The sequence below is a fragment of the Rhodopila globiformis genome (assembly GCF_002937115.1).
GTDB lineage: Bacteria > Pseudomonadota > Alphaproteobacteria > Acetobacterales > Acetobacteraceae > Rhodopila > Rhodopila globiformis.
In genome coordinates this window covers 23873-35505 of the sequence record NZ_NHRY01000263.1, presented here as the reverse complement: position 1 = coordinate 35505, position 11633 = coordinate 23873, and the positions used below count along the sequence as shown (strand labels likewise).

General features: G+C 66.4%; 11 protein-coding genes. 4 read left to right on the top strand and 7 right to left on the bottom strand.

The features are described from left to right. Positions 1–251 precede the first annotated feature (251 nt). On the bottom strand, positions 252–758 hold the full coding sequence (locus tag CCS01_RS28595; RefSeq protein WP_104522174.1) for a PEP-CTERM sorting domain-containing protein: 507 nt from the start codon (positions 756–758) through the stop codon (positions 252–254). Between the two features lie 128 nt (positions 759–886). Here CCS01_RS28595 and CCS01_RS33285 point away from each other — a divergent pair, with 128 nt between their 5' ends. From CCS01_RS33285 to CCS01_RS28585, 3 genes are all read left to right on the top strand, one after another. Further along, positions 887–1228, top strand: a complete 342-nt coding sequence (locus tag CCS01_RS33285; RefSeq protein ID WP_146102010.1) for a hypothetical protein — start codon at positions 887–889, stop codon at positions 1226–1228. A gap of 340 nt (positions 1229–1568) precedes the next feature. Then, on the top strand, positions 1569–3455 hold the full coding sequence (locus tag CCS01_RS28590; protein WP_104522173.1) for an HAD-IIIC family phosphatase: 1887 nt from the start codon (positions 1569–1571) through the stop codon (positions 3453–3455). Positions 3456–3461: 6 nt separating this feature from the next. After that, the gene (locus tag CCS01_RS28585; protein WP_104522172.1) at positions 3462–3707 is read left to right on the top strand and encodes an acyl carrier protein; all 246 of its coding nucleotides are present in this window, start codon (positions 3462–3464) and stop codon (positions 3705–3707) included. An 83-nt stretch (positions 3708–3790) separates the two neighbouring features. Here the strand turns inward: CCS01_RS28585 and CCS01_RS35825 are convergent, their stop codons facing one another. The 6 genes from CCS01_RS35825 to CCS01_RS28560 form a co-directional block, all read right to left on the bottom strand. Continuing rightward, the gene (locus CCS01_RS35825; RefSeq protein WP_204848463.1) at positions 3791–4375 is read right to left on the bottom strand and encodes a sensor histidine kinase; all 585 of its coding nucleotides are present in this window, start codon (positions 4373–4375) and stop codon (positions 3791–3793) included. Further along, positions 4372–4692: a hypothetical protein gene (locus CCS01_RS33280; protein WP_146102009.1), complete on the bottom strand. Its 321-nt coding sequence runs from the start codon at positions 4690–4692 to the stop codon at positions 4372–4374. Before CCS01_RS33280 ends, CCS01_RS35825 begins: the two co-directional genes overlap by 4 nt. Positions 4693–5705: 1013 nt before the next feature. Next, positions 5706–6890: an AI-2E family transporter gene (locus tag CCS01_RS28575; protein ID WP_158258658.1), complete on the bottom strand. Its 1185-nt coding sequence runs from the start codon at positions 6888–6890 to the stop codon at positions 5706–5708. Between the two features lie 38 nt (positions 6891–6928). Next, positions 6929–7513 (bottom strand): DUF1194 domain-containing protein, encoded by a 585-nt coding sequence (locus tag CCS01_RS28570; protein WP_104522170.1) that lies wholly within the window; start codon positions 7511–7513, stop codon positions 6929–6931. Positions 7514–7536: 23 nt separating this feature from the next. Next, a complete protein-coding gene (locus CCS01_RS28565) occupies positions 7537–7722 on the bottom strand; it encodes a hypothetical protein (RefSeq protein ID WP_104522169.1) in 186 nt (61 codons plus the stop codon). Positions 7723–8722: 1000 nt separating this feature from the next. Then, positions 8723–9034: a DUF1127 domain-containing protein gene (locus tag CCS01_RS28560; protein ID WP_104522168.1), complete on the bottom strand. Its 312-nt coding sequence runs from the start codon at positions 9032–9034 to the stop codon at positions 8723–8725. Positions 9035–9228: 194 nt separating this feature from the next. On the opposite strand from CCS01_RS28560, the gene CCS01_RS28555 reads away from it, so the two are divergent. Next, positions 9229–11019, top strand: coding sequence for an aminopeptidase family protein P (locus tag CCS01_RS28555; protein WP_104522167.1), 1791 nt, complete (start codon positions 9229–9231; stop codon positions 11017–11019). Positions 11020–11633: the final 614 nt, after the last annotated feature.

Sequence of the window (11633 nt, the reverse complement as noted above, 5' to 3'; positions counted from 1 at the left end):
GCGACGAGCGAAACTCCGGCGCGCCAGGTTTCCCGCACCGCGGTATCAAGCCTCGAAACTGGCCGATGAAACTGGCCGATCAGGAACGATTTTCGCAACCGCATGAAGCGGTGGCGATCCGTTCGGCGCCACAATGGAATTAGCGACGAAGAAATGGGCCGCCAACTCTGCGGTCATGGTACCCCTTGGACCGGATCCCGGCCTCCGCATGGACGTCCGCTGGAGCCGGGCAGCCGATACAGGGCGGGATATCAGTCGCGGATTGCCATGCGGCGGCGCGCCACGCCCAGCCCGATCAGGCTCCCGGCCAACAGAGCCAGGCTGGCAGGCTCCGGCGCCGCGGTCACGGTCAGCGTGCCGTTGGAGATCAAGTTGTCCGTGTTGGGATCAGCGCGGCCCACGGCGTAACTGCCGACCAAGAACACCGGCGCCGCCTCCGTGTTTGTATAGACCTGTTCGCCAGCCGTATTCAGCGTCGCGTTCGGGTCCGAGAAGCCGCCTCCTACAGTCCCGATGTAGAAGTAAACCGCGGAAAAGGTCGCGAGCAAGTTGCTGGTTCCGGAGTTCACCGCTACTTCGGTGCTCTGGCCCGTATTAACGCTGATTGGGGTCGGATTGGAATCCATCGTCCAGGAGGCGGTGTCGCCATTGGTGTCAGTCCAACTGAAGTTCAGCAGGCTGGCGTGCGCCTGGGTCCCGGATAGCGTCAGGGCAGACGCGATCGCGCCGACCAGCACAAAAGAACGAAACGTCGTCATGAGACTAACTCCCCAATTGCCACCGCCACCGATGCAAACGGGATGCCAATTCATAAGCCATTGGTTCAGCGCATGTTTTATTAAACGTCAGGGCGGTACTGTAAATATTTCCGACAGAAATCTACGCCGTGAATTCGATGGACCCGGCGGCAAAAGCCGGAGAAGTCAAGGACGACGACAAGCATGCGGCTACGATCGCCAATGCCTTTTCCGGTTATACGCAACCGGTTTTTTCCAAGTTACGCAATGCCCGCGTGCGCCTGATCGATCTACATCAGCAATTATTTGGCTGTTCGGTGCGCCGCGGCCGACGAACCAGAGAGCACGGCGGCGCTGTAAATTTTTCCGACTCCTCGCCGGCAGCATCGTGTACGTTCAGGAACGCCCCCGGGGATGGAGGGGGCACGTATCCATCGCGCCTCCATGCGGATCGAAGCGCCACAGCAACCATGTCGCATACGCTAGAATAACATTCTATACCCCACAACATATAATATACGCTCACGTCCACTTTTTTTCGCCTCGGTATCTCACGAATCTTCCCAGTCTCGATGACACGGGCAAAGGCGCGATTCGATCGGCTTTGGCACAGGCTGCAGCCGCGGATGAACCGGGGCAGGCACATGACAAACCGGTTCGACTGCGTGAGAGGTTTGACGACATCTGCACCGCGAGGCTGATCCTGTCAGCCCGCAGGCCGCGGAACAAAGTGGCGACGACGGCTTTTTCGTTGCGCCCACCGCATGTGGGTGTTAGCTGCCCGCGGCACCGCACCATATTCCCGGGTCCGCAAGACATAACGGAGGATTCGTGACCGATCTCCACTGGCTGCCCGAGGTCCCCAACTGGCGTCAACGCCTCCGCACCCTCCCCAACGACCCGGCCACCGCCTGGGACACCGCCGTCGCCCTCGCCAACGCCCGCCTGAACTTCGTCCTGACCAACGCCCTGGACGAAACCCTCCGCCGCGTGCTGCCCGCCGGTCCCGAGACCCTGGCCACCAGGAAGGTCCGCCTCGCCGTCCTCGGCTCCTCCACCCTGACCCACCTGCTGCCGGCCATCCGCGTCGCCGGCCTGCGCCGCGGCATCTGGATCGACACCTACGAGAACGACTACGGCCAGTACCGCCAGGAGCTATCAGACCCCGGCTCGGCGCTGCACGAATTCCAGCCGACGGCGACCCTGCTCGCGCTGGACGCCTATCACATGACAGCCGGCGTCACCGCCACCCTGGACCTCGAAGGCGCCGACGCCGCGCTGGCCGACATGCAGGGCCGCATCCGCGAAGCCTGGCGCCTGGCGCGCGACGCCTTCCGCTGCCCGGTCCTCCAGCAGGCGATCCTGCCGGCACACCTGCCGCTGCTCGGCAACAACGAGCACCGCCTGCCCGGCTCGCGCGCCTGGTTCGTCACCCGCCTCAACCAGGCGATCCGCGCCATGGCCGAGGCAGACGGCGTCGACATCCTGGCGGTGGACGACCGCGCCGCCCGCGACGGCATCGGCAAGTGGCACGACCCCGCGCTGTGGCACCGCTCGAAGCAGGAGGTCTCCCCCACCGCCGGCCCGCTCTACGGCGACCTGGTCGGCCGCTGGTTGGCGGCGAAGCAGGGACGCTCCTACAAGTGCCTGGTGCTGGACCTGGACAACACCATCTGGGGCGGCGTCGTCGGCGACGACGGGCTGGACGGCATCGTCATCGGCCAGGGCAGCCCGCTCGGCGAGGCCTATACCGCGTTCCAGGAATACGCGCGCGAACTCGGCCGCCGCGGCGTGATCCTGGCGGTGTGCTCGAAGAACGACGAGGCCAATGCGCTGGAGCCGTTCGACAAGCATCCCGACATGGTGCTGAAGCGCGGCGACATCGCCAGCTTCGTCGCCAACTGGCAGAACAAGGCCGACAACATCCGCGCCATCGCGCAGGACCTGAACATCGGCCTCGACGCGCTGTGCTTCGTCGACGACAACCCGTTCGAGCGCAACCTGGTGCGCCAGGAACTGCCGATGGTCGCGGTGCCGGAGGTGCCGGACGACCCCACCTTCTATCCGCTCGCCCTGGCCGACGGCGGCTATTTCGAGGGCCTGTCCGTCACCGAGGAAGACCGCGAGCGCACCGGCCAGTACCAGGGCAACAGGGCGCGCGAGGCGCTGAAGGCGGCGGTGACCGACCTTCCGTCGTATCTACGCAGTCTGGAGATGCAGCTGGTCTGGAAGCGCTTCGACACCATCGGCCTGCAGCGCATCGTGCAGTTGATCAACAAGTCCAACCAGTTCAACCTGACCACCCGCCGCTACACCGAGGCAGACGTCCTTGCGGTGATGGCCGATGACACGGCGTTCGGCCTGCAACTGCGCCTGACCGACCGGTTCGGCGACAACGGCATCATCGCCATCATCATCGGCCGGCTGCAGGACAACAAGGACCTGACGATCGACACCTGGCTCATGAGCTGTCGCGTGCTGGGCCGCCAGGTGGAGCCGACGACGCTGAACCTGATCGCGCAGGAAGCGGCCCGGCTGGGCGCGAGGCGGCTGGCCGGCGAGTACATCCCGACCAAGAAGAACGGCATGGTGAAGGATCACTATGCCAGGCTGGGTTTCACAGTTATGGAAACCGACCCGGCGGGCGGCAACCGGAACATCCTGGACCTGGCGAGCTTCACCCCCGCCGAAACCTTCATCCACGTAGTCGAGGGCTAAAACCGCATGGCGACCGAGGCCGAAATCTACAGCGCGCTGACCGAGATCTTCCACGACGTGTTCCTGCGCGACGACATCGTGCTGAGCCCCGAACTGACCGCCAAACAGGTCCAGGGCTGGGACAGCTTCAAGCAGATCGAGATCATCATGGCCAGCGAGGAGAAGTGGGGCATCAAGTTCAACACCCGCGAACTCGACAGCCTGCGCTGCGTCGGCGACCTTGCGGCGATGATCGGCAGGAAGACTCCCTGATCCCGCCGCCGCCGGTCGTCGCCGCAAGGTCATGGTGGCTGCCCGGGACACGCCCGGCCTGACCGGATTGCAACGGCCTCCGCTCAGGCAGCCTGCGCGCCTGCTTCGGCTGCGGCATTGCCCTCCGCCTGCCAGCACGCCAGGTCCAGGGTGAAGACGGCGCCGCCATCGGGCGCGTTCGCCGTGCTGATGGTGCCGCCGCATTTGGTCAGGATGCCCTGGCAGATCGACAGCCCCAGGCCGGTGCCCTTGCCGGACGGCTTGGTGGTGAAGAACGGATCGAACAGCCGGTGCATCACGCCGGGCGGGATGCCGGGGCCACTGTCGGCAACCGCCAGCGTGACACGGCGGGAAACCGGCGGGTCGAGCCGGTCGGTGATGTCGCCGCCGCGGTTTCCGAGCCGTTCCTGCGGTATGCCGAACCATGTGGCAAAGACCTGATTGCGGAACAGGCCGATTGGCAGGGCATCGCGGCCGGGCCACACGATCCGGTAAACCGCGCCCGGCATGCCATCCAGCACGCGCCGCTGTTCGTCCTCGCGCAGGCGGGCAAGGTCGAGCGCCTGTCGCGCTGCCGCCGCCTGACGCCAGGCCGCCTGGCGGGACACGATCAGCAGCACCAGCCCGGCACCACCGAGGATGGCCAGCAGTGCCGCGGCTTCGCTCATGGGCCGGGCGCCTTCATGCGGGAGTATTCGGCCACCACGTGGGGAATCGGGGTGGAGTCACGGATGCTCGCCCGGCCGACCGTGAATGATGGCTGGCCTGCCTGGTCGCCGGTTGCGGCACCGGCGCGCCGATGGCGATCCCCCGCGCCGCCCGCCAAACCGGCGGGGATGGCATCGGCGATATGGTTCGCCCGGCGCCGCCTCGCGCGCTCCGGTGGTCGCAACCGGCAGCTACCCGGCCAGCCTGGCACCGTCGGTGTGGCACCATCGATCGGTGCCCGCGCGTCAAGCTCGTTGTTCACCACCGGCACCGTCATTCACAGCCTCGTTCCGCAAGCCGCCGGATTATCCCGCCATCCATCCAATAACGGAATCGATTGGAGGTTCAGTAGCAGAATACAACGAAATAATTTGAAATCATACGAATCGTCATGCCGCATTTCCCTGCCTCTGCGCGCCCCGGGCCAACGGCCGCGCCGGATCCAAAGTGTTGGCCGCAACCGGGCGAGGGTGCTGTCCCACAGGCCCCAAGGCATCGAGCCCGAATAATACGGCGCCTGGGAAATTCTGGCCGTTTTCCCGCGACAGTTGGTGCGGCCTGCGATGGCCTGAAGAGTGATGAAACCGACAATGTTCCCCAGGAACCGTGTCACGGCTCTATTATTCCGACTCGCGTCTTGCTGGCAGAGCGTGTTCCTGCCCGCAGCGTTGCGGACCGTATCGCCCCGGCGGACGGGCCCATCCCCGGGCATCGCGAGACGCCGCCAGCCTTAGTGGCTTAGTGTCTTTGTGTTAAAGCCAAGGATTGTAGCAGCACGGACGGCGCCCGCGGGACACGGACAGGCCCGTGCGGCTTCTTCTGCCGCTTCAACACAAAGACACTAAGCCACTACAGCAGACCGCAGGTCGGTTGGGACACTGAGGTCCCCTATCCTCATCGTCATGGTCCGGCTTGTCCGGGCCACCTGTTCCAGCACATGGGCCGCGATAGGTGGCCCGGACAAGCCGGGCCATGACGATGAGGGAGCGCCGTCGCCCTGTCTCAAGCGACCTGCGGCCTGCTGTAAGAACAGCGTCACGGGCCAGGCCGGGCGTTCTCCCCGTCCGCTCAGAAGGGCGCTGGAAGGCAGGACCCACCGAAGTGGATCGCTTATTCAGGCTCGGCCCCTGACCTGGGCGGCCAGTGGCACGGCCGCTGCAACGGCGTGATGGTGGGCCAAGGCGCAGCATCCACGCCTTCTGCCGATACACCGGTACCACAAGGCGCAGATGGCGGCCCTGCCCCCGCCATGACGGCGAGACAGGCCACCCATTGGTGTACGGATGCGGCTCACCCCTCCAGCAGATGCCCGATAGCCCGCAGCGGCCGCAGGTCGTCGCAGATGATCTTGGTGATCGCCAGCATCGGCACCGCCAGGATCGCGCCGGCAACGCCCCACATCCAGTACCAGAAAATCAGCGCCAGGATCACCGCCACCGGATTGATGGTGAACCGGCGCGCCAGCACCATCGGCGTGGTGATCTCACCCTCGATGATGTGGATGCCCAGATACAGGCCGGCCGGCATCAGCGCCCACCAGATGACCCCCAGCGACAGGATGCCCGCCATCAGGAAGACGACGATCCCCACCACCGGCCCCAGGATCGGCACGAAATTCACCATGAAGGCAACCGTGCCCCACAGCACCGGATTGGCGACGCCGCACAGCCACATCACGCAGCCGGTGGCGCAGCCGACCAGCGCGTTGATGCAGGTCACCGTCAGAAGATAGATCGAGACGTTGTGCTCGATATCCGCCGAAAGCTCCACAACGTGGCGCTTGTCCTTGAAGCGCGGCAGGATTTCCACCAGCCGCCGCAGGAAGGTCTCGCCCGAGCTCAGCAGGTAGAACAGCACCAGCAGCGTGGTCAGCAACCCCGACGTTGCGGCGGCGGTGCTGCTGAACACGGCGCGCACCAGGTTGATCGACTTCACCGCCGGCGCCGGCGCCGACTGGCCGCCGGTCAGTCCATCGAGCTGGCGCATCATGCCCTGGACGGTATCAATCGGCCGCTTCAGCAGATAGAAGCTGTCGTGCAGCTTCGGAATCGCCTCCGGCAGCTTGCTGGCCCAGGTGGTGGCGGGTCCGGCCAGCATGCTGATCAGGCCGCTGAACGCCAGCAGCACCAGGATCACGGTCAGCAGCGCCCCGATCGGCCGCGGAATGCGGATTCCCTCCAGGAACCGGACCAGAGGCTGCAGCAGAAGCTTCAGCACGATCGCGAACACCAGCGGCAGGACGATCTCGGCGGCGAAATACAGCACCGTCATGGCGGCGATGAAGAACAGCCCGCCCAGGAAGATCGTCTTAGGATCAGTCGGCAGGGGCATGTCCTCATCCGCCTCGGCCGCGGCGGCGAAGGTCTTCTTCTCGGTGACCGCCCCGACCGTCTGCTCACCGGTGGTCACGAATTCGCTGCGTGTCTCCGCCGCGACGACCCGGTCGTCGGAACCCGGCCCTTGGCTGTCGGTCATGATCGGGTGCGTTTCCATCTCTGATGGGGACGCGGCTGTCAGACGATCAATCCCTTGACCTCGCGGGTCAGTTTTTGCCGCATCGCCTCGGTGAAATCGTCATAAGTGCGGCAGGTTACCGCGAACGCGCCCGGACCGCCGATCACCTCTTTGGTATAAGAGGCCAGCAGGTCCGGCTCCTCATGCAGGATGCACAGGCCGTTGATGGTGATGCCGGCGGCGGCCATGCGGTCGCGGATGGGACCCGGCGCGATCCCGTCGTTGGAGCGGCCATCGCCGATGACATCCACGATGCTGCGCTTCGGCGCCACCGGAACATGGCCGAGCAACGTCAGCGACGCCAGCAGCGCCTCTCCGATCGCGGTCGTGCCGGCCCTCACCGTGCGCGGCATGTTGTCCACGCCGTCGGCGAACGCCGCCAGATCAGCCGCCGTGCCGATCCGGGTCCACGGCGTGATGATGTCCTGCTGGCCGGAGCCGGACCACAGCAGCAGTGCCAGGATGGAGCGTCCGGTCAGTCCCTCCGCGACCGCCGGGTCGCGCAGCGCCGTCGCCATGCCACCGGCGATCAGGCCGAATTCCTCATAGGTGACGCTGGCGGACCCGTCGACCGCCAGCACCATGGCCAGGTCCGGCCGATCGGCGGTCAGTTTCGGGCCTCGAGGCCGGGCGGCGGCAGGCGGGAATACAGCTGGTGGGCCGTGCCGCGTCCCGTCGCGCCGGCGCGGCGCCCCCGGGCCGCGGCGGCCGGGCCGACAGGCAGCCGAAGCCGCGAGGCGGCGGCCAGCCGCGCCGCCGTGCCGGACGTCGAAATGGCGGCGTTCTGGCTCACGGGCTCTCCTCGATCCCCGAAGACGACAGCGCGGATCGTGCCCGTGGCAGCCGGGCCTGACCCATGCGTCGGGTGGGGATCAGCTATCTCTGTTGTGGCATAAAATTAACAGGAATTCCTAACATAGGCCGCAATCAGTGACCAAGTCACTGCGTAGCGTCCACACAAACCGTGTGGCCGCTTTTTGTTGTGGCTGGAGGTTGCGGAATGCCGTTGTCCCGGAATCAGAGGCGAGGCGGAAAGGGGTTTGCCGCGCCATTGGTCGGGATCATCCTCCTGATAGCCTGCTACTGGATTCTGGCGGAATGGCAGGAACTGCCCGCCATGATCGGTGCTACGCTGTCGGCGATGCACTGGCCGGTCTGAAACGGCGGAACTGCCACGGCGGGCCCTGGGCACGCGACGCCCGGTCGATATACCGTGCGTTAACGGCCCGGGTTGGCGCAACGGTCCGGGTTGGCGCAACCGCAAGGGCTCCCGCGCCGGCGCACCCGACCCTCCGCGTCATGGTGGGCGCAGGCCCCATTGGCGTCAAAGCAGGGCTGGCTGTTGCCTCCTCGTCATGGCCCGGCTTGTCCGCATACGCGCTAACGTAGGCGGACAGGGGCACGGCCGTTGCTACCCCGTCATGGTGGGCGAAGGCCCACCATCCACGCCTTTTGCCGATATCAGCACCGTAAGGCGTGGATGGCGGCCCTGCGGCCGCCATGACGACGGGGCGGTGGCCGGCGCCCGGCCGCCTGGGTTAGCGCCCATGCGGCTTGTCCGGGCCACCTATTCCAGCACTGTGCCGCGACAGGTGGCCCGGACAAGCCGGGCCATGACGGAATGGCAAGCATCGTGCCGCCGCCACGCTATTTTAACGCCAATGGGGCGCAGGCCCACCATCCACGCCTTGCGATGCCGATACAGGGAATGGCGTCAATGGCGGCCCGGATAGCCGCCATAACGGTTGAAGCGTCTGCGTCAGGCCCCAAGGGGCCTGTTCAGATTTTCGCTATCAGCGGCGGGCGCCGCGTGTGCGCAGATCGTCGTTGCAGGCGGGATCGAACACCCGGCTCAGGTCGGAGCGAGTCAGTCCGATGTCCATCAGGTCGCGGCTGGACATGGAAGCCAGTTCCGCCGCGGCTTCGCGGTCCCGGCGCCACGCCTGGAAAGCGGCGACCCGCGCGGACAGCCAGGCGGCCAGCCCGGTCCTGCGGCCCGGCGCCGCGGCCGGCGCCAGAAGCTCCGGCTCTTCCCATCTGGCATCAATATAGCTCAAGCTGGGGAGCTTGAAGGAAAACTGCGAGTCAGCGGTTTGCACGCTCATGACAAATACCCAAACGAACCCGGGACCAACGCGACGTCGGGGTGGCGAGGCGCCCCCAGGTTTATGATGCAGCGCAACATAGGGCGGATTACATTCGGTTTAAGAGTCAAAAAGCACAAGCAGTCATGCGTTGAGCGCATGGAAGCCAAACGAGTTATGAAGCGGCATCGGCACCGGCCGGCGAGGGATTGAACATGAGCGTTTCAGCACTGCCCGAATTGCGGCGGGAATTGCTACGGCTGGGCCTGGATGGGTTCATCGTGCCGCGGGCCGACGAACATCTCGGTGAATACGTGCCGGCCTCGGCCGAGCGGCTCGCCTGGCTCACCGGCTTCACCGGCAGTGCCGGCCTCGCCGTGGTGCTCGCCGCGACGGCGGCCGTGTTCACCGACGGGCGCTATGTCCTACAGCTGGCGCAGCAAACGGATGCCCGGCTGTGGCAACGCCTGCACGTCACCGAGCAGCCGCCGCACCTGTGGCTCGCCGAGCACGCGCCGAAAGGCGGCCGCATCGGCTACGACCCGCTGCTGATCAGCCAGGAGAGCCTCGCCCGCTACACCGACGCCGGGCTCGACATGGTGCCCCTGGACAGCAACCCGCTCGACACGGTCTGGGCCGATCGGCCGGCCCCGCCGGTGGCGGCGGCGGTGCCGCATCCGCTGCGCTACGCCGGCAAGGCGTCTGAGGACAAGCGCGCCGAGGTGGCCGGCGTGCTGCGGGAGGCCAGGCAGGACGCGGCGGTGCTGACCGATCCGGCCTCCATCGCCTGGCTGCTGAACATCCGCGGCGACGACGTGCCGTTCACGCCGTTCGCCCTCGCCTTCGCGCTGGTCCACGCGGATGGCGCGACCGAGCTGTTCATCGACCCGGCCAAGCTGCCGGACGAAACCCGGACCTGGCTCGGCAACGCGGTCGCCATCGCCGATCGGCCGGCACTGGGGCCGGCGTTGCGGAAATTCGCCGGCAGGACGGTGCGCGTCGATCCCGCCGGATCGCCGGTCTGGTTCGCGCAGCAACTGCGTGCCGCCGGCGCGACCGTAGCCGCGGCCAGCGATCCCTGCCTGCTGCCCAAGGCCTGCAAGAACGAAACCGAGCAGCAAGGCGCGCGGGCGGCGCACCGGCGCGATGCGGTCGCGGTGTGCCGCTTCCTCCACTGGCTCGCCACCGAGGCCCCGGCCGGCCGGCAGACCGAGATGTCCGCCGCCGACACCCTGCTGGCCTTCCGGCGGGAAGTCGACAGCTTTCGCGGCGAGAGTTTCCCGGCGATCTCCGGCGCCGGCGAGCATGGCGCGATCATCCACTACCGGGTCACGCCGGAGTCGAACCGGCCGATCGGCGCGAACGAGGTGTATCTGATCGACTCCGGGGCGCAGTATCCCGACGGCACCACGGACATCACGCGGACCGTCTGGACCGGTCCCGGCCAGCCGCCGGCCGCGCTGCGCGACCAGGTTACCCGGGTGATGCAGGGCCATATCGCGATCGCCACGGCCATCTTCCCGACGGGCGTCGGCGGCCCGCACCTGGATGTGCTCGCGCGGCGGGCGCTCTGGCAGGCCGGCCTGGACTTCGACCATGGCACCGGCCACGGGGTCGGCAGCTATCTTTCGGTGCATGAGGGACCGGTCAGCATCTCTCGGGTTGCACGGCCGGTACCCATTGCCGCCGGTATGATTCTGTCGAACGAGCCTGGATACTACCGCCCCGACCATTACGGCATCCGGCTGGAGAACCTGCTGCTGGTCCAGCCGGCCGATCTGCCCGGCGCCGCGAAGCCGTTCCTGCGTTTCGAAACGCTGACGCTGGCCCCGTTCGACCGGCGCTTGCTGGAGCCCGCGCTGATGACGCAAGCGGAACGGGCCTGGCTCGATGGCTACCACCAGCGGGTCCTGGAAACGATCGGCCCGGCGCTGACCCCGCCGGCGAGAGCGTGGCTCGTCGCGGCCTGCGCCCCGATCGGACAGGATCCGCGCGGTAGGACGTAGCGGCTGGAGGAAGCGAGGAAAAAAAGCGAAATTCGTATTATTTTTTTAAAGACACAATTTTGCTTCAACAACCGAATGCTGCCCGGCCGGCTGTACTACTATGGACCGAGCCTGAATAACCGATCCACCTCGGCCGGTTCTGCACGCCGGCGCCATTCCGAGCGTACCGAGAACGCCCGTCAGCCTGGCGGTCACGCTGTTCTTAGTGGCTTCGTGTCTTTGTGTTGAAGCGACAGAACAAACCGCACGGGCCCGTCCGTGTCCCACGATCACCGTCCGTGCCGCCACAACTGCTGGCTTCAACACAGTCCCCCTGGCCGCGCGCGGCCATCACGATGGATGAAAATGGCAGGCGCCGTTGCCCCCGTCATGGCCGGGCGTGTCCCGGCCATCTGCGCACGAACGGCGGGGGGTGGATGGGCCGGGACACGCCCGGCCATGACGGTGGGGCGATGATCCTGCGGAACCGTATTTTCGAAGCAGCGGCTGTCTGACGGCAGCCTGGCCCGTGCGGCAGCGAACCTCGGAGAGATCGACACGCCGCTTTGGAAGCGGGGATCTGCCCCATTGGCGTTAAAATAGCGTGGCGGCGGCACGATGCTTGCCATTCCGTC